Raw genomic sequence first — 22,717 nt, 5'->3', positions numbered from 1 at the left:
ATCCAGGACTTGATCCCGCCAACGTAAGGTCCCGCCATGGCCGCCTCCACCAACCGCCGACTCGTCGACGCCGCGATGACGCTCTTCGCCGAGCAGGGGTTCGAGAGCACCAGCGTCGAGGACATCGCGGCGCGCGCCGGCGTGGGCCGGACGACGTTCTTCCGGCGCTTCCCGACCAAGGAGGACGTGGTCTTCCCCGACCACGACGGCCTGCTGGAGAAGGTCGGCGCCCGGCTCGCCACCGGGACCGCCGCCACCGCACGTACCGCGCTCGAGGAGGCCTCCGGCATCGTGCTCGCGCACTACCTCGCCGAGGGCGAGACCGCGCGCCAGCGCTACCGGCTCACCCGGACCGTCGCCCCGCTGCGGCACCGCGAGCTTGCCAGCGTGCACCGCTACTTCCGGCTGTTCAGCCACCACCTCCGCGCCTGGCTGGGCGACGCTCCGGAGGCCGCGCTGCGGGCCGAGCTGACCGCCTCGTCGGTGATCACCGCCCACAACCACGTGCTCCGGTCCTGGCTGCGGGGCGAGACCGAGGATCCCGAGGCGGCGCTGAGCGCCGCGCTCGACCTGGCCCTGACCGGCCTGGAGCCCCGACGGGCGGACCTCCCCGGCCCGGTCACGGTCGTGGTCACCACCGGGACGACCGACGTGGACGCCGTCGTCGGCGAGGTACGACGGGCGCTGCTGACCCCGGGGGGCTGACCCGGCCGCGGCGTACCCGAGACGCGCGAACGCCCGGCCGGGTGATCCGGCCGGGCGTTCGACGTGGTGCGTCAGTGACGAGAGGTCACTTCTTCGCCTTCTTGATCTTCACCGAGGTCTTGCTCTTGGCGACGTAGTCGTCACCGCTGTAGGAGATCTTGACCTTCTTGCCGGCGGCGGCCTTCGGCAGCTTGATGGTCGCCTTGCCGTTGGCGACCTTCTTGGTGACCTTCTTCTTGCCGTACTTCGCGGTCACCTTGCCGGTCGCCGGGTCGCCCTGCTCGTCGAGACGGGTGACCTTGACGGTGACCTGGTACTTCTTGCCGGCCTTCTTGACCTTGGCCTTCAGCGCCGAGTCGGCCTTGGTGATCTCGACCGAGCCGAGGTCGCCCGGGGCCGCGCTGGTGCAGGCGACGGTGACCGGGAAGTCGCCGGCGGCGGTCGTCGGAGTGAACACGAACGACGACGGCAGCTGCACCTTGTAGGTACCGGACGCCGGCAGCGTGAAGGCCTCGTTGGCGCCGGTGCCCGTCATGGTGACGCTGCCGTCGGGGTTCGGGGCGGGTGCACCGAACTTGAGCGGCGCCTTGATGGTGGTGGTGCCGAGCGTCGCGGCGTAGTCGTCGACGCGGCCACCGTTGACACCCGCGCCGCCCAGCGTGGGCGCCAGGGTCGCGGGGATCGTCACGGCCGCGTCGAGGCTGAGCAGACCCGGCGGGAAGCTCTGCCCGGCGGTCGCGGTCGGCGGGACCACCGGGGTGGAGACCTTGAGCGCGAAGTCGCCGACCGGCGAGCCGGCAGCGGTGCAGGCGTAGGTCGTCGTGTTCTCGACGGCGTTCGCAGCGGTAGCGCTGATGCCGACGAGGGCGCCGGCGGCGACCGCGGTGGCGACGCCCGCGACGGCGGTGCGGGCGGTGAGGCGACGAAGGTTCATGAAGTGTGCTCCCTCCGAGCAACTCGTTTCGCTACCGGTTGGTAGCAGAGACGGGCGTCACACTAACCCGTGAATCCGCCCGGGGACATACACCCCTGGGTTTTCTTTCGACCGATGTCCGGAATCCCGACTCCTGGCGATGCGGCCTAGGCTCGGATCATGGCGGATTGGCGGGACCCGGAGTGGGTCAGGTTCATGCTCGACGACTGCCAGACCTGGGCCGTCGTCGGCCTCTCGGGCAACCCCGCGCGCACGGCGTACTCGATCGCCTCGCTGCTCCAGGACCGCGGCAAGCGGATAGTGCCGATCCATCCCTCGGCCGCGACCGTGCTCGGCGAGCAGGGCTACGCGTCGCTGGCCGACGTCCCCTTCCCGATCGACGTCGTCGACGTCTTCCGGCGCTCGGAGGCCGCGGGCGACGTCGCCGACCAGGCGGTCGCGATCGGCGCCCGCGGGGTCTGGTTCCAGCTGGGCGTCGTCGACGAGGAGGCCTTCGTGCGCACGGTCGCCGCCGGCGTGCCGATGGTGATGGACACCTGCCCCGCGATCGAGTGGGCCCGCCGCTGATGGTGGCGTTCGGCTGGTGCGTGCTGCTGCTCGTCTTCGTCGACGAGATCCTCGCCGTCGCCGCCTTCGGGGCGTGGGGATGGCAGCAGTCACCACAGTGGCTGCTCGTCTGGCTGCTGCCGCTGGTGGCGATGACCGTCTGGTTCGCCTTCGCCTCGCCGCGGGCGCGGTACGGCGGGTCGCTGCGCCGGCCGGTCGTCAAGATCGTGGTGTTCGGGCTCGCGTCGCTCGCGCTCTGGGACATCGGTCGGCACGAGCTGGCGATCGGTCTGCTCGTCTTCTCGGTCGTCGTCAACGCGCTGGCGCAGGTCCCGGCGATCGCCCGGCTCCCGGAGCAGGCGCGGTCAATGCGCGAGCCCGCGGCGTGATGGACCTGCGGGTGGCGCCGGGGCCGGGCATCCCCGACGGTCTGGTGATCCCGGCGGCAGAGCTCGTCGAGCGCTTCAGCCGCTCACCCGGCCCGGGCGGGCAGTCGGTCAACACCACCGACAGCCGCGTCGAGCTCGAGTGGGACGGCGGTGCCTCCGCGGTGCTCAGCGACCACCAGCGCAGCCGACTCCTGAGTCGGTTGCCGGCGCAGCCGCTGCGGATCGTCGCCGCTGAGCACCGTTCGCAGCACCGCAACCGGGTCGCGGCCCGCGAGCGCCTCGCCGAGCAGGTCCGCACCGCCCTCGCCCCGCCACCCCCGAAGCGACGACCGACCAAGCCCACCCGCGGCTCGCAACAGCGCCGCCTCGACGCCAAGCGCCAGCGCGGCGAGACCAAGTCGCTGCGCGGCCGGGTGCGCGACACCTGACCTGCCAGATCGGTCACACCGGTCACTCAACCTCCCACCTGGCAGGCGCAACCCGCACGACACGCCGCGCCGTGCCCGCGTGTCGTGCGGGTTGCGGCTGCCAGCAGCCGAAACCCGGCAGGGCTCAGCCGCCCAGCCGCGCGAGCTCCTCGTCCACGATCGTCGGGTCCAGCTTGGTGAAGATCGGCGTCGGCTTGGCGATCGGCGTGCCGGGCACGATCTGCCGCCGCCCCCAGGTGGGGAAGCCGGAGTACTCCCCGGTGATGATCGGGTACGGCGCACCGCCGTCGAGGTCGTCGACCTCCTCGATGCGCGGCATCGGCGCGACGTCGCCCGGGCCGCCGAGCGCCCGGTCGACCTCGTTGGCCGCGAACGGCAGGAACGGGCTGAGCACCAGGTTGAGGTCCGCGACGCACTGAGCGACGACGTGCAGGATCGTGCCGAGCCGCTCGCGCTCGTCGTCGCCCTTCAGCTTCCACGGCGTGGTGTCCGAGACGTACTTGTTGACCTCCGCCACGGCGCGCATCGCCTCGCCGATCGCCTGCTTCTGCCGGTGGCGCGCGATCAGCTCGCCGACGGTCCCGAACGCCGCCTCGGTCGCGTCGAGGAGGGCCTGATCCGCCGGCGTGAGCTCGCCGGCCTTCGGGATCTCGCCGAAGCTCTTCGCGATCATCGTCGCCGTGCGGTTGACCAGGTTGCCCCAGCCGGCCACCAGCTCGTCATTGGTGCGGCGCACGAACTCCGCCCAGGTGAAGTCGGAGTCCTGGCTCTCCGGGCCGGCGGCGGCCACGAAGTAGCGGAACGCGTCGGGCTGGTAGCGGCTGAGCAGGTCGCGCACGTAGATCACCACGCGCTTGGAGGAGGAGAACTTCCTGCCCTCCATCGTCAGGAACTCCGACGACACCACCTCGGTCGGCAGGTTGAGCTCGCCGTACTGCCGCGGCGTGCCGCCCTTCGCGCCCTTGCCGGAGTAGGCCAGCAGCTCGGCCGGCCAGATCTGGCTGTGGAAGGTGATGTTGTCCTTGCCCATGAAGTAGTACGACAGCGCGTCGGGGTCGTTCCACCACTCGCGCCAGCGCTGGTCGTCGCCGAGCCGGCGGGCCCACTCGATCGAGGCGGACAGGTAGCCGATGACGGCGTCGAACCAGACGTAGAGCTTCTTCGTCGGATTCTCGCGCCAGCCCTCGAGCGGCACGGCGATGCCCCAGTCGATGTCGCGGGTCATCGCCCGCGGCCTGATCTCCTGGAGGATGTTCTGGCTGAAGCGGATCACGTTCGGCCGCCACAGCCCGGTCGCCTCTCGACCGTCGAGCCACTCCCCCAGCGCCTCGGCCAGCGCGGGCAGGTCGAGGAAGAAGTGCTGGGTCTCGATGAACTCCGGCGTCTCGCCGTTGATCTTCGACCGCGGGTCGATCAGGTCGTGCGGGTCGAGCTGGTTGCCGCAGTTGTCGCACTGGTCGCCGCGCGCGCCGTCGTACCCGCAGATCGGGCAGGTGCCCTCGATGTAGCGGTCGGGCAGCGTGCGGCCCGTGGACGGCGAGATCGCGCCGTACGTCGTCTGCTCGACGAAGTAGCCGTTCTCGTAGACGCCGAGGAACAGCTCCTGCACCACCGCGTGGTGGTTGCGGGTCGTGGTGCGGGTGTAGAGGTCGTAGGTCAGGCCGAGGGACGCGAGGTCCTCGGCGATGATCCGGTGGTTCCGGTCGGCGAGCTGCTGCGGGGTCAGCCCGGCCTCGTCGGCGGCGATCAGGATCGGCGTGCCGTGCTCGTCGGAGCCGGAGACCATGAGCACGTCGTGGCCGGCCATCCGCATGTACCGACTGAAGACGTCGGAGGGCACGCCGAAACCGGCCACGTGGCCGATGTGGCGCGGGCCGTTCGCGTACGGCCAGGCGACTGCGGACAGGACTCTGCTCATGGGGCAATCCTAGGGATCGGGCGCCAGCCGATTCCGGCCGCGTCCGGCGGTGGGCGGCCGGGCCCGCCGCGGGACGTCATACGGACAGTGTGTCCGCTTGCTCGGAACGTATGACGTCCGCGCGCGCTCACCGGACCTGACGGCCGGCGAACGACGCGAGCTGCTGGTAGGGCCCGGCGTCGTCGGGCGTCGACTGCTCGGGGCCGAACGCCGGGGCGCGGTTGTCGGCGGTGAGGTGGGCGCGCAGGAACGCGAGCCCCCGCGCGGCGACCTCGGGCTCGAGCCGGTCGACCGGTACGCCGATCGCGGTCGCGAGGTCCCAGGTGTGGACGGCGATCTCGGCGGTCTGCCAGTCGGCGCTCACCGGAGCGGCGGCGACACCCTCGTGCCATGCGTGGATCAGGTCGTCCCCGGCCACCCGGAAGGCCGGGCCCCAGCCCTCTGCGACGTGGGCGGGCGGCGCCGCCCAGTCGGGCTGACCGCCCCGCATCATCGTCAGGAACCGACCCGGTGCCGCGATCAGGTGATCGGCGAGTGCGGCCACGTCCCAGTCGCCGCACGGCGTGGGCCGCGAGAGCGCGTCGGGGTGCACCTGGTCGAGGACGTCGCCGGCCTGGTCGAGTGCCTTCGCGAGCACCCGTACCTCGTCGCCCCAGTCGGCGTCGGCCATGGCCTTATCGTAGCGTCGGAGCATGACCACGCTGATCGCGGAGGACCTGCTGCTGCTCGTGCTCGACGACGACAAGGGCACGGTCACCACCGCCTATCCGCAGACCGCGCTCGGCGGCGCCGTGCTCGTCGAGCTCGCGCTCGACGGCGCGGTGGAGGTCGAGGAGAAGACCAGCGTCTGGCGCTCGGCGAAGGTGTCCCCGGTCGCGGCGCACCGGCCGGACGACGACATCCTCGGCGCGGCGTACGACGTCGTCGCGGAGAAGCCGCGCACCGCGCAGGACCTCGTCGACCGGCTCGGCAAGGGACTCAAGGAGCGGCTGGCGGACCGGCTCGTCGAGCGGGGCGTCCTCGAGCGGCAGGAGGGCCGGGTGCTGGGCCTCTTCCCGCGCACCCGCTGGCCGGCGGTCGACTCCGGCCACGAGGAGCAGGTACGCCGGGCGCTCACCGGTGCGCTCGTACAGGGGCTGACCCCGGACCAGCGCACCGGGGCGCTGGTCGCGCTGCTGAGCGCGATCGACAAGGCGCACAAGGTCGTCGACCATGACGGGCTGCCCACCAAGGAGGTCCGCAAGCGGGCCAAGGAGATCAGCGAGGGCGCCTGGGCGGCCAAGGCGGTCCGCGACGCGATCAGCGCGTCGACGGCCGCGATCGCGATGATCGCCGCCGGCGGCGCGGTCGCCGCCGGCTCCTCGTGATCGTCAGCTGAAGTCGAGGTCGCCGGTGCGGCTGCGCTTGAGCTCGTAGAAGTGGTCGTAGCGCGAGAGCGTCACGAACGCGTCCCACATCCGGCCGGCGTCCTCGCCGCGCGGCGCCTTGCTGAGCACCGGCCCGAAGAACGCGCGCCCGTCGAAGGCGATCGTCGGCGTGCCGACCTCGTTGCCGACCTGGTCCATCCCGCGCCGGTGGGAGGCCGCGATGGCCTCGTCGTACGACGCGTCGTCCATCGCGTCGGCGAGGGAGAGGTCGAGGCCGGCCTCCTCGAGGGCCGCCTCGATCATCGCGCGATCGCGGTCCTGCTTCTCGAGGTGGATGCGATTGCCCATCGCGGTGTAGAGGGGCAGCAGCACCTCCTTGCCGTACTTCTCCTCGGCGGCCATCAGCACCCGCACCGGCTCCCACGCGGTGGCGAGGAACTCGCGGTACTCGTCGGGGATGTCCTTGTCCTGGTTGAGGTACGCCAGGCTCATGATGTGCCAGGTGACCTCGATGTCGCGGACCTTCTCGACCTCGAGGATCCACCGCGAGGTGATCCAGGCGAAGGGGCAGGCGGGGTCGAACCAGAAGTCCGCTCCGCGGGTGGGCTGCGTGGTCATACTCAGTTCAATCCGGACAGTCCGAGACCTATTCCCACCAGCGCACCGCCGGCGACGTACCAGGCGCTGTTGAGCCGGGTCCGCCACAGCAGCACGAGGGCCACCGCGAAGATCGCCACCGCCCAGCCGTCGACGATCACCGCCCGGCCGAGCTGCCACGACACCCCGGCCATCAGCGCGAGCGACGCCGCGTTCACGCCGTCGAGGATCGCCGACGTCCACGGCGAGGACCGGAGCCGGTCGGTGATCCGGGTGAGCAGCCCGACGAAGAGGAACGACGGCAGGAAGATCCCGACCGTCGCGACCAGCGCCCCCGGCAGGCCCGCGACCACGTAGCCGAGGAACGTTGCCGTCGTGAAGACCGGCCCTGGGGTCACCTGTCCGATCGAGATCGCGTCGAGCAGCTGCTGCTGTGTCACCCAGCCGAGGCGGTCGACCAGGTCGCCCTCGAGGAAGGCCAGCAGCACGTAGCCGCTGCCGTAGAGCACCGACCCGATCTTGAGGAAGGTGAGGAAGAGCTGGGTCAGCTGACCCGCCGTCGGGTCGGGGAAGAGCACGGTCAACGGCGCCAGCAGCATGCCGTGGCCCGGCCGCCGCGTGGCGAGCAGCCGAGCGCCGGCGGCGATCGCACCGGCGGCAAGCAGCACGACCAGCTCGTTGACGCCGACGAGGTACGCCGCCAGCGCGGCGGCGGCCAGCAGGCCCAGCCACCGGCTCTTCACGGCGACCGGAAGCAGCCCCACGAGCGCCCACGCGACGATCGCCAGCACCGCCGGCACGACGCCGCGCAGCACCCACTCCGCGCCCGGGGTGTCGCCGTGCTCGACGTACAGCCAGGCCAGGAAGGTGACGATCACCGCCGCCGGCAGGATGAAGCAGACACCGGCCGCGACCAGGCCGCGCCAGCGGGCCCGGTCCCAGCCGAGGTGGATCGCGAGCTCGGTCGAGTTCGGGCCGGGGATCAGGTTGGTCGCGCTCATCAGGTCGACGAACCGCTCGTCGGTGACCCACCCGCGGCGGCGCACCAGCTCCTCGCGCATCATCGCGATGTGCGCCACCGGGCCGCCGAACGCGATCGTGCCGAGACGCAGGAAGACCAGAGCCACCTCACGGCCTTTTCCGGTCGGGGGAAGCACAGTGCAAGGATGACGCACATGCCTGGAACCAACCTCACCCGGGACGAAGCCGCCACCCGCGCCGCCCTCCTGGACGTCACGTCGTACTCCATCGACCTGGACCTCACGACGGCCACGAATGGGCAGAGCACGACCTTCGGCTCGACCACCACCATCCGGTTCACCTGCGCCGAGCCCGGTGCCGAGACGTTCGCCGACCTCGTCGACGCGACGGTCCACGAGATCACGCTGAACGGCGAGTCGCTCGACCCCGCCACGGCGTACGCCGACAGCCGGATCGCGCTTCCGGGCCTGCAGGCCGACAACGAGCTGGTGGTCCGGGCGGACTGCACCTACTCGCGCACGGGCGAGGGCCTGCACCGCTTCGTCGACCCCGCCGACGACCGCGTCTACCTCTACTCGCAGTTCGAGGTGCCGGACGCCCGCCGCGTCTACACGACGTTCGAGCAGCCCGACCTCAAGGCGCCGTTCACCTTCACCGTGACCGCGCCCGACCACTGGAAGGTCGTCTCCAACTCCCCCACGCCGGCGCCGGAGCCAGCGGCCGAGGGCACGGCGGTCTGGCGGTTCGCGCCGACCAAGCCGATCTCGACGTACATCACCGCGATCGTGGCCGGCGAGTACCACGAGGTCCAGCACGTCTACCGGGGCAAGCACGGCGACATCCCGCTCGGCCACTACTGCCGCCAGTCGCTGGTCGAGCACCTCGACGTCGACGAGCTCGTGAAGCTGACCGAGCAGGGCTTCGCGTTCTTCGAGGACGCCTTCGACTACCCGTACCCCTTCGGCAAGTACGACCAGCTCTACGTGCCGGAGTACAACATGGGCGCGATGGAGAACGCCGGCTGCGTGACGCTGCGCGACGAGTACCTCCCCCGCAGCCGCCAGCCGCGCTCGTTCTACGAGTTCCGCTGCTCGGTGATCCTGCACGAGATGGCGCACATGTGGTTCGGCGACCTGGTGACCATGAAGTGGTGGGACGACCTCTGGCTCAACGAGTCGTTCGCCGAGTGGGCCTGCTACCACGCCGAGGTCGAGGCCACCGAGTTCGTCGACTCCTGGACCGGCTTCGCCAACGCCCGCAAGCAGACCGGCTACCGCCAGGACCAGCTGCCGAGCACCCACCCGATCGCCGCGGACAACTACGACCTGCGCGCGGTCGAGGTCAACTTCGACATGATCACCTACGCCAAGGGCGCGTCGGTGCTCAAGCAGCTGGTCGCCTGGGTCGGCCTCGAGCCGTTCCTCCAGGGCCTGCGGCAGTACTTCAAGGACTTCGAGTACGCCAACTCCGAGTTCAGCGACCTGCTCGCCGCGCTCGAGAAGGCGTCGGGCCGCGAGCTCACCGGCTGGGCGGGCGAGTGGCTGCAGACCGCCGGCGTGAACACGCTGGCGCCGGAGTTCGAGCTGGCCGGCGACGGCAGCTACGCGACCTTCGCGGTGCGGCAGAGCGCGCACCCCGACTGGCCGACGCTGCGCCGACACCGGATCGGCATCGGCCTGTACGACGAGGTGGGAGGCCGCCTGGTGCGCCGCACGTCCGTCGAGATCGACGTCGAGGGCGCGCACACCGAGGTCGCCGAGCTGGTCGGCCAGCGGCAGCCCGACCTGCTGCTGCTCAACGACGGCGACCTGACCTACGCGAAGATCCGCCTCGACGAGCGCTCCCTCGCCACCGTCGTCGCCGGGCTGTCGAAGCTCGACGACTCGCTGGCCCGGGCGCTGGTCTGGGGCGCCACATGGGACATGACCCGCGACGCGGAGATGTCGGCCACCGACTACGTCGCGCTGGTGCTCGCGAACATCGGCGAGGAGACCGACGCCTGGGGCGTCAGCCGGATCCCGACGTACGCCCTGCAGGCGGTGAACCAGTTCGCCGCGCCGGACAACCGGGTCGCGCTGCGCGCCCGCTTCGAGAGCGGCCTGCGCGAGCTGCTGCTCGTGGCAGCGCCGGGCAGCGACCAGCAGCTCACCTTCGTCCGCACCTACGCCTCCGTCGCGCACAGCGACCAGGCGATCGCGGACCTGGAGGCGCTGCTCGACGGCGGCCTCGTCGTCGAGGGCCTCGCGGTCGACCAGGACCTGCGCTGGTCGCTGATCACCGGCCTCGCCGTCAACGGCCGCGAGGGCAACCGCATCGAGACCGAGGCGGCCGCCGACAACACGATCTCCGGCCAGGAGCACGCGGCCGCGGCCCGTGCCTCGCGTCCGACCGCCGAGGCCAAGGCCGAGGCGTGGGACCTCGCGATGGTGCGCGACGACGTCGCCAACGAGACCCAGCGCAGCGTCGTGCTCGCCTTCCAGCGGGTCGGCCAGGACGACGTGCTCGCGCCGTACGTCGAGAAGTACCTCGCGGCCGCCGACACCATGTGGGAGGAGAAGGGCACCCAGCGGGCGTCGACCGCGCTGGAGTTCATCTTCCCGCGCCAGCTCGCCAGCCAGGAGCTGCTCGACCGGGTCGACGCCTGGCTCGAGTCGTCCTCGGCCAACCCCGCAGCGAAGCGGTACGTCAACGAGGGCCGTGCCGACGTCGCCCGCGCACTGGCCGCCCAGGCCAAGGACGCCGAGTCGGCGCCAGTTTCCCGCTGACGCACGTCGAGTCGGCGCTAGTTTCCGGAAACTGGCGCCGACTCGGCCATCAGGACCGAGCGCTCAGGACTCGGTGTGGAGGGCCTCCGGGGCGCGGGCGTGGTCGGCCAGCATCTGGATGCCGCGGCGCAGGCCGCCGACCAGATCGCCGTCGGCGAACGACGTCCGCATCTGCAGCGCGGCGAGCTCGACCTCCTGGTCGGTCAGCGAGCGGCGGACGACGGCGCCGGTGACGATCTCGAGCACCCGGGCCGCCGGGTCGAGCATGATCATCACGCTGCGCTCGGGCGCGACGAGCGCGCCGTGCAGCTGGGTGGCGAAGCCACGGGAGTCCGGACCCGAGCGACCGACGAAGACGCTGAACTCGAAGCGCGAGACCTGCTCGGCCGCGCGGATCGCCTCGTCGATCTGGAAGCGCTCGGCGCCGTTGAACTCACCAACGCCCACTTGCGCCTCCGGCCTGCGACTCCGTGGCGTCGGGAGCGGGCAGCTCGGCGGTGCCGGAGCGCGGGCCGCCGAACCACTGGTCCTCGGTGGCCTGGCCGCCCGGCGTGAACCGCTCGCCCTTCACGACACCGGGGATCACCACGAGCGCCGTGATGACCAAGAACATCAGCAGCGGGATGCCTGCGAACACGAGGGCCGCCTCGACCGGGTCGACCGGCGCCGGGTCGCTCCAGCCGACGGGCACGTCGGCGCCCGCCGGAGCACCGGCGGCGAGGACGAGCGCCCCGGCGAGGAGCACGACGGAGGTACGACGGACGCGGCGGGCGAGCTTGGTGGTCACGATGAGAAGGGTATCCGGTGACGGCCGTCACCCGCCCCTCGGGCACAGCACCCCGACCCGGCGTCCGAGCGTCGCACCGGACCTGCCGCACCCTTGGTCGGTGCGGTAGACATGGTGGCCATGTTCGGCTTCGAGATGAGCGACCAGTGCGCCGCCGGTGAGCAGCTGTGCAACGTGGTGGAGGACTGGACCGGCAACCAGACCCTGGCCAACATCTCCGACGTCGTGATCGGCAAGCCCCTCGCGCTGCTGTGGCTGCTGATCCTCTTCCTCGTGGTGCGCTGGGTACTGCACCGTCTCGTCGACCGGCTCGTGTCCCGGGCCGAGGACGGGATGCTGCCGGACAAGATGAGCAGGTTCGGCCTGCGCGGCAAGGCCGCGCGGAGCGCGGAGGCCCGCGACCTGGCCACCCAGACCCGCCGGGTACAGCGCGCCAAGACGATGGGCGACCTGCTCAAGAGCGTGATCACCGGCCTGCTGATCGCGATCTTCGGCACGATGGCGCTCAGCGAGCTGGGCGTGAACATCGCCCCGATCATCGCCTCCGCGGGCATCCTGGGCCTCGCGCTGGGCTTCGGCGCGCAGTCGCTGGTCAAGGACTTCCTGTCCGGCATCTTCATGATCTTCGAGGACCAGTACGGCGTGGGCGACGTCGTCGACCTCGGCGAGGCCAGCGGCACCATCGAGGCGGTCAGCCTGCGGGTCACCCGGCTGCGCGATCTCAACGGCACGGTCTGGTACGTGCCGAACGGCGAGATCCTGCGGGTCGGGAACATGAGCCAGAACTGGTCCCGGGCCGTCGTCGACGTCAACGTCGGCTACCACGAGGACCTGGCCCGCGTGGAGCGCGTGCTCCGCGAGGTCGCGCACGACCTGTGGCAGGACGACGACTTCCGCGGCATCGTCATCGAGGAGCCGGAGGTCACGGGAGTCGAGATGTTCACCCCCGACGGCGTCACGCTGCGGGTGTTGCTGAAGACCGCGCCGATGGAGCAGTGGGGCGTCGCGCGGGCGCTGCGGCAGCGGATCAAGTCCCGGTTCGATCACGAGGGCATCGAGATCGCGCTCCCCCAGCGGGTGGTCTGGCAGCGCGAGGCGCCGACGCCCGACGAGCCCGAGACGACGACGGCGGGCTCCTCCCCCGCAGGGGAGCAGCCCGCCGTCGATGGCTGAGCAGGCGCGCAGCGCTACGCCAGCGACGCCTCCAGCGTGATGGTGGTGCCGGTCAGCGCCTTGCTCACCGGGCAGCCCTCCTTGGCGGCCTCGGCGGCGGCCACGAAGTCGTCGTTGCTCATGCCCTCGACCACAGCCTTGACCGTCAGCTTGATGCCGGTGATGCCGGTGCCGGGGGTGAACTCGACCGCCGCCTGGGTGTCCAGCGACGTGGCGGGGGTGCCGGCCTTCGCGAGGCCGTTGGACAGCGCCATCGAGAAGCACGACGAGTGCGCGGCCGCGATCAGCTCCTCGGGGCTGGTCTTGCCGTTCGCCTCCTCGGCTCGCGACGGCCAGGAGACGTCGTAGGTGCCGATGCCGGAGGACTCCAGCGTGACCTGGCCGGCGCCCTCGAACAGGGTGCCCTCCCAGTGCGTGGTGGCGATGCGGGTCGTGGGCATGGTGCTCATCACTCCTCGTGCGGTTGCTCGGACGACTGGCTGCCGCGAGTCTTGCACGCCGGTGTCGGCACCTCATCGGCTCCCTTGCAGAATGGACGCGTGACGACGTACTACGAGGAGATCGGCGGCTTCGAGACGTTCCGGCGCATCGTGGCGAAGTTCTACGAAGGCGTCGCCGACGACCCGGTGCTGCGGCCGATGTACCCCGAGGAGGACCTCGGCCCCGCCGAAGAGCGGTTCCTGCTCTTCCTGGTGCAGTACTGGGGTGGCCCCACGACCTACTCCGACACCCGCGGCCACCCGCGGCTGCGGATGCGGCACGCACCGTTCGCGGTCACGCCGGACGCGAAGGACCGCTGGCTCACGCACTTCCGCGCGGGCCTCGACGAGGTGGGCCTGACACCCGAGCAGGACCAGCAGTTCTGGGACTACGTCACCCACGCCGCGCAGTTCATGGTCAACACCTTCGAGTGAGGGCCGGGCGGCGACGCCGTCGAGTGCAAGATTCCCGCAAGAGACTGGACCCCACGCGGCCGGCGATGCTCAATGGAAGGTGCACGCACCATCCGGGGGACAGTATGGGCATCATCGATCTCGTCGACCAGTCGGCAGCGACCGCGCTCGAACACGCGGCGGAGCTCCAGGACCACCTCAAGACAGCGGGCAGCGGCGCCACGATGGCCGAGTGTCGCGCCGAGATGCACCGCCTCGTCGGAGACATCGTCTCGTTGCGCAACGCCGCCGAGCTGCTCAAGCGCGCGCAGCACGCGGCCTAGGCCGGCGCCGCCTCGGGGGCAGGCAGGAGCGCGCGCAGCCGCTCGAGGTAGACCTCGTCCGGCGCCACGGAGCGCTGGGTGTGCCGGTCGAAGAACACGATCGTCACCCGGGCCCGGGAGAGGATCGTGTCGCCGTCGCAGATGACCGACTCGAGCGTCGCGGAGCGCTGACCGACCCGGGTGGCCCAGGTCCACGCGTCGTACTCCTCAGCCCGGAACAGGATCGGCACCCGGTAGTCGACGTCGGTCTGCGCGACGACCAGGGTCACCGGGGCGAGACCCTCCCACATCCGGGCCATGCCGGAGATCCGGGCCTCCTGGAAGTACTCGAAGTACTTGACGTTGTTGACGTGGCCGTAGACGTCGACGTCGGAGAAGCGGACCTGGACCGGGTAGCGCAGCGCGTGGTCGGGTCGGACGACCGGGATCGGCGGCCGGGGCGCCGGCGCCTCGGGCTCGAGGAAGGTCCGCAGCGACTCGCGCTCCTCGTCACGGAGCCGTCGAGGCCGCTCGGTCGCGAAGACGTACGGCGTGAGCACGGTCGTGGCGCGCAGGTAGACCTGCCGATCGCCGGCGGCGTCCTCGTGGAAGATCTCGTAGGCGAGCGTGAAGGACGCCGCCCGGATCTGGGTCACCCACGACTCGATGCTGACCGGCCGGTCGCCGAAGTGCAGCGGGGAGACGTAGGTGACCTCGTGCCGGACGACCACGGTCCCCTCGGCGAGCTCGCCGGTGCTGGCGGCCGGCCCGTGGGTCCGGAGCATGTCCACGCGGGCCTCCTGGAGGTAGTCCACGTAGACGACGTTGTTGATGTGCCCGAGGGGATCCAGGTCGGCCCACCGCATCGGGCACTCGTAGCGATGCCGCACGTCCCCGATGCTGCCAGACGCCGACCGGATGCTCCCGCCGGTGTCCGGCTATGGGTCAGTGGCCGAGCGCGAGGTCGCGGTAGTAGGTGCCGATCGACTCCTGACGCATCAGGCGGGCCCGGCGGTTCGTGACGACGACGTGCGCGATGACGCCGACCGAGAGCAGCGCGGCGAGGGCTGCGATGACCACGAAGGCGACCGCGAGGGCGACGACGGCGGAGCTGACCAGGGTCATGGCGAGTACCTTCTCTACATCTGTATTTTCTACTGATGTAGAAGGTACGTCGCTGACACTGACCGGACAAGTTCGCGGGATAGTGTCACCAGTCACAGCCCCACCGAAGGTCCCCATGCCGAGCACCAGCCCCGACACCTCCACCGCTGCCGCCCCGCTCTCCCCGCGACGCCGCCAGTTGCTCGACGCGGCGCTGCGCGTGATCGCCGACGAGGGACTGAAGGGCCTCACCCACCGCGCCGTCGATCGGCGCGCCGGCCTGCCCGAGGGCAGCTGCTCGGCGTACTGGCGCACCCGCCACGCACTCCAGGCCGCGCTCACCGAGTACGTCGCGAGCGCGCTGCTCGGCGACGTCGACCGGCTCGCCGAGCAGATGCGCGACTGCGAGCCCGACGAGCAGGCCGGCATGGAGCGCGCGGTCGAGCTCTTCCTGCGCTGGCTGGACCAGCGCGAGCTGCTGGTCGCGCGCCTCGAGCTCACCATGGCCGCCAGCCGCGACCCCGCCCTCGCCCAGCTGCTCGCCGACCATCGCTCCCGACTGGTGGCGGTCGTCGAGGACATCATGACCGCGGCCGGCCTGGAGCAGAGCGCGGAGCGGGCCGAGGCTTTGGTGGCGTCGTACGACGGGATCCTGCTTGCCGCACTGCTCAAGCCGCCGCCCGCGCGCCGGTCGTTCCTGAGCCGCTCACTGGAGCTGCTGGGCGACTCGCTGACCGGCGACCGACCGATGTGATCCACGCGGCACCAACCAAGCAATTGCTTGGTCATGGTTGACGGTCTAGGGTGACAGCGCCAGCACCGATCCGAACGGAGTTCTCATGCCCGAGGCAGTCATCGTTTCCGCGGCCCGCACGCCCATCGGTCGCGCCAACAAGGGCTCGATGACCGAGTTCCGCCCCGACGACCTCACGGCGTTCATCGTGCAGGCGGCGCTGGACAAGATCCCCGCACTCGACCCGACCACGATCGACGACCACTACCTCGGCTGTGGCCTCCCGGGCGGCGAGTCGGGCAACAACATGGCGCGCGTGGTCAACGTGCTCAACGGCCTCGACGATGTGCCCGGCGCGACCATCACCCGCTACTGCTCGTCGTCGGTCCAGACCACCCGGATGGCCTTCCACGCGATCAAGGCCGGCGAGGGCGACGTCTTCATCTCCTCGGGCGTCGAGACCGTCTCGCGGTTCGCCAAGGGCACGTCCGACCACTGGCCCGACACCAAGAACCAGCTCTTCGGCGACGCCATGGCGCGCACCGAGAAGACGGCCGAGGGCGGACAGGACTGGCACGACCCCCGGCAGGACGGGCTGCTGCCGGACATCTACATCGCCATGGGTCAGACGGCTGAGAACGTCGCCCGCCTGCGCGGCCTGAGCCGCCAGGAGCTCGACGAGTTCGGCGTGCGCTCGCAGAACCTCGCGGAGAAGGCGATCAACGACGGCTTCTGGGAGCGGGAGATCACCCCGGTCACGACCCCGAGTGGCACCGTCGTCAGCAAGGACGACGGCCCCCGTGCCGGCGTGACCTACGACGGGATCAAGGACCTCAAGCCGGTCTTCCGCCCCGACGGTGTAGTGACCGCGGGCAACTGCTGCGCGCTCAACGACGGCGCCGCGGCGGTCATCGTCATGTCGGACACCAAGGCCGCCGAGCTCGGCCTGAAGCCGCTGGCCCGGATCGTCTCGACCGGCGTCTCCGGCCTCTCGCCCGAGATCATGGGTCTCGGCCCGGTCGAGGCGACCAAGCGGGCGCTGGCCAACGCCGGCATGAGCATCGGCGACATCGACCTCGTCGAGATCAACGAGGCCTTCGCGGCCCAGGTCGTGCCGTCGTACCAGGACCTCGGCATCGATCTCGACCGGCTCAACGTCAACGGCGGCGCGATCGCGGTCGGCCACCCCTTCGGCATGACCGGCGCGCGCCTGCAGAACACCATGCTCAACTCGCTCGACTGGCACGACAAGACCACCGGACTCATCACGATGTGCGTGGGCGGCGGCCAGGGCATGGCACTCATCCTCGAGCGGATGTAGCTCGAGCTGATGTAGATCAGTCCTCGACGAACCCTGCGAACGCCTGGCCGCGGAACGCGGCCAGGCGTTCTGCCTGCTCGGCCACGCCGTCCGGCATCGCTGCGCCGTCCCACATCGTCACGGCGACCCGGAGCCTCCTGCCCTTGCTGCGCGGTCGCCAGGAGCCGACGACCTCGCCGCCCGCGAGCACGCCTCCGGGGCGGCCCAGGGTGCGCCACAGGTCCTTGCGCGCCGCGTCGTCGGGCACCACCAGCTCGCGGTCGCGGCCCTGGAGGAACAGGTCGAACGGCCCCAGCAGGCGCACCGACTCGCTCGCCGGCGCGTCGTTCAGCGCGTCGAGGTCGTCGGCGAGCAGGTCGAGCCGGTGGCCGTCGACGACCACCGGCACCACGTCGTCGGGCCAGCGTTCCCGAACCTCGCGGACCGGGCTGTCGACGTACCCGGCCACCAGCGTGGGGTCAGCCGGACCGAGCAGGTGCAGCACCGCCCGCACCGGGTCGAGGTGGGCGGGGACGGCCTTCGCGGGGCCGCGCCAGCCCGGCAGCCGGCGCAGCACCGGCGGTGACGTGCCGGGCTCGAGCTCCAGGCCGGCCTGCAGCGCGGCCAGCCGGAAGGGTTGCTCGTAGGTGTGGGTCGCCTGGCAGGGGTTGCACCAGCGCAGGTAGGGCTCGTCGAGGCGGGCGGTGAGCTCGCGCGACATCTCGCCCTTCCCGACCGGTCGGCGGACGATCTCGCGCATCTGCGAGACGACGTGGTCGAGCGCCTCGCGCACGGGGATGCCGGCCCTCCTGAGCGGCCGGGCCGCATCGAAGACGCGCTTGGCGGCGTCGGCCTCGCTCCAGGGCGCGACCGCCGCCGCGACCTGGGCCGCCTCGGCCCGCCGGTAGGCGTGCGGCGCGCCGCGCAGGCTCCAGGCGAGGACGAGGTCGTCGTCGGGCACGCGTGCGCCGCGGATCGCCAGTGCCCACGGGGCACCGTCGGGCCCGGTGTCCTGCACGCCCAGGTCGAGGATCGCGGCGTCGTGGTGGGCGCCGTCGCGGTCCAGCTGCTGGATCGCCACCCGGAACCTCAGCACCTGCTCGCGCGACACGCGCAACGGCTCGCTCATGGCGCTATCCTCCGGCACAGCACCGACGCGCCGCCTATAGTGCCTGGGTGACCGACTCGGGGGACCACGAGACCAGGTGGTTGGACGAAGACGAGCAGCGGTCGTGGCGCGCCCTCGTGATGGGCATGACGCTGCTCCTCGACCGCCTCGACGACGACCTGCGTCGTACCTGCTCCCTCTCGCTCGTCGAGTACGAGATCCTGGTGCGTCTCTCCGAGCGCGAGGGTAGGCAGATGCGGATGGCCCAGCTCGCCGACGCGCTCGCGCACAGCCGCAGCCGGGTCACCCACACCGTCACCCGCATGGAACGGGCCGGCCTGGTGGCCCGCAGCAGCTCGCCCGAGGACGGCCGCGGCATCGTCGCGAGCATGACCGACAAGGGCTACGAGCTGCTGGTCCGGATCGCGCCGATGCACGTCACGGGCGTTCGCGAGCACCTGGTCGACCTGGCCAGCCGCGAGGACTTCGCGGCACTCGGCCGGGTCATGAACGCCGTCGCCGACAACCTCGTCGAGACGCACCCCGAGATGGAGCTGCGCCGGTCCTGAGCCGCGCCGGGCGCGTCGAAGGCCGGTGAGCCGACGCCAGGCAGCGACCACCCAGATCGCCGTACTCACGAGGGCTTCGGTGGTTTCGAGGCTCAGGCGCTAGCGCGCCTTCGCACCTCGACCACCGAGGCGGTGGTCGAGGTGCGAGCCAGGCTCGGACCCCGTCCCGGTCAGTCGCGGGTCAGGCGGCGGTGGGTGACCCGGTGCGGGCGGGCGGCCTCGATGCCGAGCCGCTCGACCTTGTTCTCCTCGTACGCCGCGAAGTTGCCCTCGAACCAGAACCACTTCGCCGGGTCCTCGTCGTCGCCCTCCCAGGCGAGGATGTGCGTGGCGATGCGGTCGAGGAACCAGCGGTCGTGCGAGGTGACCACGGCGCAGCCCGGGAAGTCGAGTAGCGCGTCCTCGAGCGAGGACAGGGTCTCGACGTCGAGGTCGTTGGTGGGCTCGTCGAGGAGCAGCAGGTTGCCGCCCATCTTCAGCGTGAGCGCGAGGTTGAGGCGGTTGCGCTCACCACCGGAGAGCACGCCGGCCTTCTTCTGCTGGTCCGGTCCCTTGAAGCCGAACGACGCGACGTAGGCACGCGAGTTCATCTCGAAGTTCGCGACCTTGATGAAGTCCAGCCCGTCGGAGACGACCTCCCAGACGTTCTTGTTGGGGTCGATGCCGCCGCGGCTCTGGTCGACGTAGGAGATCTTCACGGTCTGGCCGACGTTGAGCTCCCCAGCGTCCGGGGTCTCGTTGCCGGTGATCATCCGGAAGAGCGTGGTCTTGCCGACGCCGTTGGGCCCGATCACGCCGACGATGCCGGCGCGCGGGAGCGAGAAGGAGAGGTCGCGCATCAGCGTGCGGTCCTCGAAGCCCTTGGTGAGACCCTTCGCCTCGAGCACCACGTCACCGAGGCGCGGACCTGCCGGGATGTTGATCTCGGAGGTGTCGATCTTGCGCATCCGGTCGGCCTCGGCCGCCATCTCCTCGTAGCGCGCGAGACGCGAGCGGCTCTTGGTCTGCCTGGCCTTGGCGTTGGAGCGCACCCACTCCAGCTCCTTCTCCAGCATCTTGGCGCGCTTGGCGTCCTTCTGCCCCTCGATCTTGAGGCGCTCCTTCTTCGTCTCGAGGTAGGTCGAGTAGTTGCCCTCGTAGGGGTGCGTCTGCCCCCGGTCGAGCTCGAGGATCCACTCGGCGACGTTGTCGAGGAAGTAGCGGTCGTGGGTGATCGCGAGGACGGCGCCGGGGTAGTCCTTGAGGTGGCCCTCGAGCCACTGGACGGACTCCGCGTCGAGGTGGTTGGTGGGCTCGTCGAGCAGCAGCAGGTCGGGCTGCTGGAGCAGCAGCTTGCACAGCGCGACCCGGCGGCGCTCACCACCCGAGAGATTGTCGACGATCGCGTCCGGCGGCGGGCACCGCAACGCGTCCATCGCCTGGTCCAGGCGGCTGTCGAGGTCCCAGACGTTGGCGGCGTCGAGCTCGCTCTGGAGGTCGCCAGCCTCGGCGTTGACCTTGTCCAGGTCGGCGTCCGGGTCGCCCATCATCATGTAGAGCTCGTCGAGCCGGGCCATCTTGCCCTTGGTCTCGGAGACGGCCTCCTCGACGTTCTCGAGCACCGTCTTGCCCTCGGTCAGCGGCGGCTCCTGCTGGAGCATGCCGACCGTGGCGCCGGGGTCGAGGATGGCGTCGCCGTTGTTGGCGTGGTCGAGCCCTGCCATGATCCGCAGCAGCGAGGACTTGCCGGTGCCGTTCGGTCCGACGACGCCGATCTTGGCCCCGTGCAGGAACGACAGCGTCACGTTGTCGAGGACGACCTTGTCACCGTGGGCCTTGCGCACGTTGCGCAGCGTGAAGACATATTCCGCCATGCTCCCGACCCTAGTGCGCCCGGGGCGCTGAGACCTGATCGGGGGGCATCGCGTCTGTAGGGTGACGGCCTCCACGAGGGAGGACCGGTACGACCGACGGAGGTCCGGTGCGTCGACCAGCCAGCACGGACGAGGAGTTCGCGGAGCTCGTGGCCGCGTGCTCCCCGCAGCTCTATCGCAGCGCCTACCTGCTCACCACCTCGCCGCACGGCGCCGAGGACCTGGTGCAGACCGCGCTTGCCAAGGCATACGCCTCCTGGTGGCGGGTGCGCAGCGCCGACGACCCGGTCGCCTACGTGCACGGGGTGCTCACCAAGAGCTTCCTGTCCGAACGGCGCCGTCGCAGCTCACGGGAGCTGCCGATCGCGGCACCTCCCGATCGGCCGGTGACCGACGCCGACCCGACCGAGCGCGCCGCCCTGATGGCCGCGCTCGCCGAGCTCGCCCCCGTCGACCGGGCGGTGGTCGTGCTCCGCTTCTGGGAGGACCGCAGCGTCGCCCAGACCGCGGCCGACCTCGGTCTCACCGAGGCCGCCGTCAAGAACCGCACCCTCCGGGCGCTGCGCTCGCTGCGCGGGCTGCTCGCCGACACCTCCTCTCCTGCGAACGGGAGCGCACGATGAACGATCTCGACTACACCGACGACCTGCACGCCCTGATGGACCGCACCCTGGCCGACCTGCCGGTGCCCACGCACCGGCTGCACGAGGGGGCCCTGCGCCACGGCCGCCGGGTGCGCCGGCGCCGCCGGCTGAGGGTCGCCGCGGGTGGCACCGTCGCCGCCGCCGCGCTCGTCGCCGCCGCGCTGCCCGTGCTCGGTGGCGGGACCGGCACCGCCGACGGCGGCGTCGCCGTCGAACCCACGCCGACTCCCCTGGCCCGGCCCTTCGAGCCGCACCCCGGCTGGTGGGACATGCCGGTCGGCGAGATGCGCCACCGGCTCGAGGCGCTGCTACCCGACGACGTCGTCGTCGAGAGCTTCCAGAAGCGCAACACCGAGGCGGCTCCCGGCGAGTCACGGGTGTTCCACGGCCGCTTCGGCGGCGTCCTCCGCAGCGCCGACGACACCGGCCCCGGCAGCATCGAGATCATGCTGGTCGAGCTGCCGCAGGACGCCACCGCGCTCGCCGACCTCAGGTCGCAGCACCTCAGCTGCGCCGGCTTTCCCGAGTCGTGGACCTTCGAGGGACCGGTGAGCGGAGCGACCTGCGAGGAGGGCGACCTGCAGGACGGCCGGCCGGCCCAGCGCACGATCGCCTTCACCGACCAGGGCGTCGAGTACCGCGAGGTGCGGCGTTGGACCGACCGCGGCGAGATCTACGCCGCGGTCTCGAGCTCGACCGAGCGGAAGTGGGGTCCGCCCGCGTCCGCGCGCCACGCGCCGCTGACGCCCGACGAGCTCCTCGCGGTGGGCACCAGCGCCACCTGGACGGACTGGGAGCCGGCGGACTGAGCCTGCGCTCTCACGCGGCCGCCTCGGGCCTCGCCTCCCCCGTCGTCTCGGACCCGGCGCCCTCCGTCGCCTCGCCCGGCGCGGGTTCGGTGCGCTGGGTGCGGGTGAACTGGCTGGTGCCACGGCTGAGGTCGTGACCGACGTGGATGGCGTCGATCTCGAAGGTGAGCACCTCGACGCGCTCGCCGTTGACGTAGGTGCGGGTCTCGAGCCGGCCGTGCACGACGACCGGATCACCGCGGCGCAGCGACTCGGCGCAGTTCTCCGCGAGACCGCGCCACACGTTCACGGTGTACCACTGCGTCAGGCCCTCCGACCACGACTCGGTGCGACGGTTGAACTTGCGCGGCGTGCATGCCAGCCGGAAGTTGGCGACCGGCACGCCGGCGGCCTGGCGCAGGGTGACGTCGCCGCCGAGCCAGCCGCGGATGGTGATGGTGCTGTCGGACATCTGGATCTCCTTGTCTCGGTCCGGGTGGACGCCTCGAGACAACGGCTCGGCACCGACAACGAGCGGCCCCGCCGACCCTCGCCTGGGGAGAACGTGTTCGTGGGCCGGCCTGTGGACGGAAGGTGGGCTCGACTGCGGCGACGAGAGTTTCGTCGGCCGGCCGACAGATCTCCCCGCTGGGACGACGAAGCCTCGTCGTCCAGGGGCCTGGGAGCGCTCGACCGGCAATCCGGGAGCCGCGGGTTCATCAAGGGATGACGGTCAACCCGCGCCTACCCGGGTGAGCTCAGCCAGGGATGCGCGACTCCGACCTCATCCCTTGATGAAACGACGGCCTCGGCAACCCCGACGATCGAGAAGA

General features: G+C 71.1%; 27 protein-coding genes. 14 read left to right on the top strand and 13 right to left on the bottom strand.

The window, feature by feature from the left end:
- Window positions 1-36 precede the first annotated feature (36 nt).
- Window positions 37-705: a TetR/AcrR family transcriptional regulator gene (locus KM427_RS08170; RefSeq protein ID WP_215526885.1), complete on the top strand. Its 669-nt coding sequence runs from the start codon at window positions 37-39 to the stop codon at window positions 703-705.
- A gap of 85 nt (window positions 706-790) precedes the next feature.
- Here the strand turns inward: KM427_RS08170 and KM427_RS08165 are convergent, their stop codons facing one another.
- Entirely contained in the window at window positions 791-1,639 is an 849-nt protein-coding gene (locus KM427_RS08165) for a hypothetical protein (RefSeq protein WP_215526884.1), read from the bottom strand.
- Window positions 1,640-1,798: 159 nt separating this feature from the next.
- On the opposite strand from KM427_RS08165, the gene KM427_RS08160 reads away from it, so the two are divergent.
- From KM427_RS08160 to arfB, 3 genes are read left to right on the top strand one after another with little or no spacing between them, the layout of a single operon-like run.
- On the top strand, window positions 1,799-2,206 hold the full coding sequence (locus KM427_RS08160) for a CoA-binding protein (RefSeq protein ID WP_215526883.1): 408 nt from the start codon (window positions 1,799-1,801) through the stop codon (window positions 2,204-2,206).
- The gene (locus KM427_RS08155) at window positions 2,206-2,574 is read left to right on the top strand and encodes a YrdB family protein (protein WP_183590897.1); all 369 of its coding nucleotides are present in this window, start codon (window positions 2,206-2,208) and stop codon (window positions 2,572-2,574) included. The genes KM427_RS08160 and KM427_RS08155 overlap by 1 nt, the downstream gene beginning before the upstream one ends.
- On the top strand, window positions 2,574-3,002 hold the full coding sequence (gene arfB, locus KM427_RS08150; RefSeq protein ID WP_215527557.1) for an alternative ribosome rescue aminoacyl-tRNA hydrolase ArfB: 429 nt from the start codon (window positions 2,574-2,576) through the stop codon (window positions 3,000-3,002). The genes KM427_RS08155 and arfB overlap by 1 nt, the downstream gene beginning before the upstream one ends.
- A 124-nt stretch (window positions 3,003-3,126) precedes the next feature.
- Here arfB and metG read toward each other — a convergent pair whose 3' ends face one another.
- Together metG and KM427_RS08140 are read right to left on the bottom strand one after the other, a co-directional pair.
- Window positions 3,127-4,920, bottom strand: a complete 1,794-nt coding sequence (metG, locus tag KM427_RS08145) for a methionine--tRNA ligase (protein ID WP_215526882.1) — start codon at window positions 4,918-4,920, stop codon at window positions 3,127-3,129.
- A 127-nt stretch (window positions 4,921-5,047) separates the two neighbouring features.
- Window positions 5,048-5,590, bottom strand: a complete 543-nt coding sequence (locus KM427_RS08140; protein WP_215526881.1) for a TIGR03086 family metal-binding protein — start codon at window positions 5,588-5,590, stop codon at window positions 5,048-5,050.
- A 22-nt stretch (window positions 5,591-5,612) separates the two neighbouring features.
- On the opposite strand from KM427_RS08140, the gene KM427_RS08135 reads away from it, so the two are divergent.
- The gene (locus tag KM427_RS08135; protein ID WP_183590901.1) at window positions 5,613-6,287 is read left to right on the top strand and encodes a GOLPH3/VPS74 family protein; all 675 of its coding nucleotides are present in this window, start codon (window positions 5,613-5,615) and stop codon (window positions 6,285-6,287) included.
- A gap of 3 nt (window positions 6,288-6,290) precedes the next feature.
- Here KM427_RS08135 and KM427_RS08130 read toward each other — a convergent pair whose 3' ends face one another.
- Together KM427_RS08130 and chrA are read right to left on the bottom strand one after the other, a co-directional pair.
- Window positions 6,291-6,905 (bottom strand): mycothiol-dependent nitroreductase Rv2466c family protein, encoded by a 615-nt coding sequence (locus KM427_RS08130; protein WP_215526880.1) that lies wholly within the window; start codon window positions 6,903-6,905, stop codon window positions 6,291-6,293.
- 2 nt (window positions 6,906-6,907) lie between these two features.
- A complete protein-coding gene (gene chrA / locus KM427_RS08125; RefSeq protein WP_252275174.1) occupies window positions 6,908-8,011 on the bottom strand; it encodes a chromate efflux transporter in 1,104 nt (367 codons plus the stop codon).
- A gap of 48 nt (window positions 8,012-8,059) precedes the next feature.
- On the opposite strand from chrA, the gene pepN reads away from it, so the two are divergent.
- A complete protein-coding gene (gene pepN / locus KM427_RS08120; RefSeq protein WP_215526878.1) occupies window positions 8,060-10,630 on the top strand; it encodes an aminopeptidase N in 2,571 nt (856 codons plus the stop codon).
- A gap of 63 nt (window positions 10,631-10,693) precedes the next feature.
- On the opposite strand, the gene KM427_RS08115 is transcribed toward pepN, so the two are convergent.
- Window positions 10,694-11,077, bottom strand: coding sequence for a DUF5130 family protein (locus tag KM427_RS08115; protein WP_215526877.1), 384 nt, complete (start codon window positions 11,075-11,077; stop codon window positions 10,694-10,696).
- The gene (locus KM427_RS08110; protein ID WP_215526876.1) at window positions 11,064-11,417 is read right to left on the bottom strand and encodes a hypothetical protein; all 354 of its coding nucleotides are present in this window, start codon (window positions 11,415-11,417) and stop codon (window positions 11,064-11,066) included. The genes KM427_RS08115 and KM427_RS08110 overlap by 14 nt, the downstream gene beginning before the upstream one ends.
- Before the next feature lie 120 nt (window positions 11,418-11,537).
- Between KM427_RS08110 and KM427_RS08105 the strand changes: the two genes are divergently transcribed.
- Complete coding sequence (locus tag KM427_RS08105) at window positions 11,538-12,590, top strand: mechanosensitive ion channel family protein (RefSeq protein ID WP_252275172.1); 1,053 nt, start codon at window positions 11,538-11,540, stop codon at window positions 12,588-12,590.
- A 14-nt stretch (window positions 12,591-12,604) separates the two neighbouring features.
- Here the strand turns inward: KM427_RS08105 and KM427_RS08100 are convergent, their stop codons facing one another.
- A complete protein-coding gene (locus tag KM427_RS08100; protein ID WP_183592177.1) occupies window positions 12,605-13,030 on the bottom strand; it encodes an OsmC family peroxiredoxin in 426 nt (141 codons plus the stop codon).
- Between the two features lie 99 nt (window positions 13,031-13,129).
- Between KM427_RS08100 and KM427_RS08095 the strand changes: the two genes are divergently transcribed.
- Window positions 13,130-13,504: a globin gene (locus KM427_RS08095; protein ID WP_215526874.1), complete on the top strand. Its 375-nt coding sequence runs from the start codon at window positions 13,130-13,132 to the stop codon at window positions 13,502-13,504.
- A gap of 104 nt (window positions 13,505-13,608) precedes the next feature.
- Window positions 13,609-13,806 (top strand): hypothetical protein, encoded by a 198-nt coding sequence (locus KM427_RS08090; RefSeq protein ID WP_183590909.1) that lies wholly within the window; start codon window positions 13,609-13,611, stop codon window positions 13,804-13,806.
- Here KM427_RS08090 and KM427_RS08085 read toward each other — a convergent pair.
- Both KM427_RS08085 and KM427_RS08080 read right to left on the bottom strand, forming a co-directional pair.
- A complete protein-coding gene (locus KM427_RS08085) occupies window positions 13,803-14,675 on the bottom strand; it encodes an acyl-CoA thioesterase (protein WP_215526873.1) in 873 nt (290 codons plus the stop codon). The two genes, KM427_RS08090 and KM427_RS08085, sit on opposite strands and share 4 nt — an antisense overlap.
- A gap of 55 nt (window positions 14,676-14,730) precedes the next feature.
- On the bottom strand, window positions 14,731-14,910 hold the full coding sequence (locus KM427_RS08080; protein WP_183590910.1) for a hypothetical protein: 180 nt from the start codon (window positions 14,908-14,910) through the stop codon (window positions 14,731-14,733).
- 115 nt (window positions 14,911-15,025) lie between these two features.
- Here KM427_RS08080 and KM427_RS08075 point away from each other — a divergent pair, with 115 nt between their 5' ends.
- Both KM427_RS08075 and KM427_RS08070 read left to right on the top strand, forming a co-directional pair.
- Window positions 15,026-15,643 (top strand): TetR/AcrR family transcriptional regulator, encoded by a 618-nt coding sequence (locus KM427_RS08075; RefSeq protein WP_215526872.1) that lies wholly within the window; start codon window positions 15,026-15,028, stop codon window positions 15,641-15,643.
- A gap of 85 nt (window positions 15,644-15,728) precedes the next feature.
- Window positions 15,729-16,943, top strand: a complete 1,215-nt coding sequence (locus KM427_RS08070) for an acetyl-CoA C-acetyltransferase (RefSeq protein WP_183590912.1) — start codon at window positions 15,729-15,731, stop codon at window positions 16,941-16,943.
- A 16-nt stretch (window positions 16,944-16,959) separates the two neighbouring features.
- On the opposite strand, the gene KM427_RS08065 is transcribed toward KM427_RS08070, so the two are convergent.
- Window positions 16,960-18,051, bottom strand: a complete 1,092-nt coding sequence (locus KM427_RS08065; protein WP_252275170.1) for a DNA glycosylase AlkZ-like family protein — start codon at window positions 18,049-18,051, stop codon at window positions 16,960-16,962.
- A 47-nt stretch (window positions 18,052-18,098) separates the two neighbouring features.
- Here KM427_RS08065 and KM427_RS08060 point away from each other — a divergent pair, with 47 nt between their 5' ends.
- Entirely contained in the window at window positions 18,099-18,599 is a 501-nt protein-coding gene (locus KM427_RS08060; RefSeq protein WP_252275167.1) for a MarR family winged helix-turn-helix transcriptional regulator, read from the top strand.
- A 170-nt stretch (window positions 18,600-18,769) separates the two neighbouring features.
- On the opposite strand, the gene ettA is transcribed toward KM427_RS08060, so the two are convergent.
- Window positions 18,770-20,452, bottom strand: coding sequence for an energy-dependent translational throttle protein EttA (gene ettA, locus KM427_RS08055; RefSeq protein WP_215526871.1), 1,683 nt, complete (start codon window positions 20,450-20,452; stop codon window positions 18,770-18,772).
- A 107-nt stretch (window positions 20,453-20,559) separates the two neighbouring features.
- On the opposite strand from ettA, the gene KM427_RS08050 reads away from it, so the two are divergent.
- Both KM427_RS08050 and KM427_RS08045 read left to right on the top strand, forming a co-directional pair.
- The gene (locus tag KM427_RS08050; protein ID WP_215526870.1) at window positions 20,560-21,075 is read left to right on the top strand and encodes a SigE family RNA polymerase sigma factor; all 516 of its coding nucleotides are present in this window, start codon (window positions 20,560-20,562) and stop codon (window positions 21,073-21,075) included.
- Window positions 21,072-21,905 (top strand): hypothetical protein, encoded by an 834-nt coding sequence (locus tag KM427_RS08045; protein ID WP_215526869.1) that lies wholly within the window; start codon window positions 21,072-21,074, stop codon window positions 21,903-21,905. Before KM427_RS08050 ends, KM427_RS08045 begins: the two co-directional genes overlap by 4 nt.
- Before the next feature lie 10 nt (window positions 21,906-21,915).
- On the opposite strand, the gene ssb is transcribed toward KM427_RS08045, so the two are convergent.
- Window positions 21,916-22,356, bottom strand: coding sequence for a single-stranded DNA-binding protein (gene ssb / locus KM427_RS08040; protein WP_215526868.1), 441 nt, complete (start codon window positions 22,354-22,356; stop codon window positions 21,916-21,918).
- Window positions 22,357-22,717 lie beyond the last annotated feature (361 nt).

The organism is Nocardioides sp. LMS-CY (assembly GCF_018732145.1).
Classification (GTDB): Bacteria; Actinomycetota; Actinomycetes; order Propionibacteriales; family Nocardioidaceae; genus Nocardioides; species Nocardioides soli.
Note: the sequence above shows the minus strand (reverse complement) of the source record. Positions and strands in the feature narration are given on the sequence as shown.

Bases quoted from the DNA above. Each gene is read 5' to 3' on its own strand.
- KM427_RS08170 (WP_215526885.1), top strand. From the start codon at position 37: ATGGCCGCCTCCACCAACCGCCGACTCGTCGACGCCGCGATGACGCTC.
- KM427_RS08165 (WP_215526884.1), bottom strand. From the start codon at position 1,639: ATGAACCTTCGTCGCCTCACCGCCCGCACCGCCGTCGCGGGCGTCGCC.
- KM427_RS08160 (WP_215526883.1), top strand. From the start codon at position 1,799: ATGGCGGATTGGCGGGACCCGGAGTGGGTCAGGTTCATGCTCGACGAC.
- KM427_RS08155 (WP_183590897.1), top strand. From the start codon at position 2,206: ATGGTGGCGTTCGGCTGGTGCGTGCTGCTGCTCGTCTTCGTCGACGAG.
- arfB (WP_215527557.1), top strand. From the start codon at position 2,574: ATGGACCTGCGGGTGGCGCCGGGGCCGGGCATCCCCGACGGTCTGGTG.
- metG (WP_215526882.1), bottom strand. From the start codon at position 4,920: ATGAGCAGAGTCCTGTCCGCAGTCGCCTGGCCGTACGCGAACGGCCCG.
- KM427_RS08140 (WP_215526881.1), bottom strand. From the start codon at position 5,590: ATGGCCGACGCCGACTGGGGCGACGAGGTACGGGTGCTCGCGAAGGCA.
- KM427_RS08135 (WP_183590901.1), top strand. From the start codon at position 5,613: ATGACCACGCTGATCGCGGAGGACCTGCTGCTGCTCGTGCTCGACGAC.
- KM427_RS08130 (WP_215526880.1), bottom strand. From the start codon at position 6,905: ATGACCACGCAGCCCACCCGCGGAGCGGACTTCTGGTTCGACCCCGCC.
- pepN (WP_215526878.1), top strand. From the start codon at position 8,060: ATGCCTGGAACCAACCTCACCCGGGACGAAGCCGCCACCCGCGCCGCC.
- KM427_RS08105 (WP_252275172.1), top strand. From the start codon at position 11,538: ATGTTCGGCTTCGAGATGAGCGACCAGTGCGCCGCCGGTGAGCAGCTG.
- KM427_RS08100 (WP_183592177.1), bottom strand. From the start codon at position 13,030: ATGCCCACGACCCGCATCGCCACCACGCACTGGGAGGGCACCCTGTTC.
- KM427_RS08090 (WP_183590909.1), top strand. From the start codon at position 13,609: ATGGGCATCATCGATCTCGTCGACCAGTCGGCAGCGACCGCGCTCGAA.
- KM427_RS08080 (WP_183590910.1), bottom strand. From the start codon at position 14,910: ATGACCCTGGTCAGCTCCGCCGTCGTCGCCCTCGCGGTCGCCTTCGTG.
- KM427_RS08075 (WP_215526872.1), top strand. From the start codon at position 15,026: ATGCCGAGCACCAGCCCCGACACCTCCACCGCTGCCGCCCCGCTCTCC.
- KM427_RS08070 (WP_183590912.1), top strand. From the start codon at position 15,729: ATGCCCGAGGCAGTCATCGTTTCCGCGGCCCGCACGCCCATCGGTCGC.
- KM427_RS08065 (WP_252275170.1), bottom strand. From the start codon at position 18,051: ATGAGCGAGCCGTTGCGCGTGTCGCGCGAGCAGGTGCTGAGGTTCCGG.
- ettA (WP_215526871.1), bottom strand. From the start codon at position 20,452: ATGGCGGAATATGTCTTCACGCTGCGCAACGTGCGCAAGGCCCACGGT.
- KM427_RS08045 (WP_215526869.1), top strand. From the start codon at position 21,072: ATGAACGATCTCGACTACACCGACGACCTGCACGCCCTGATGGACCGC.
- ssb (WP_215526868.1), bottom strand. From the start codon at position 22,356: ATGTCCGACAGCACCATCACCATCCGCGGCTGGCTCGGCGGCGACGTC.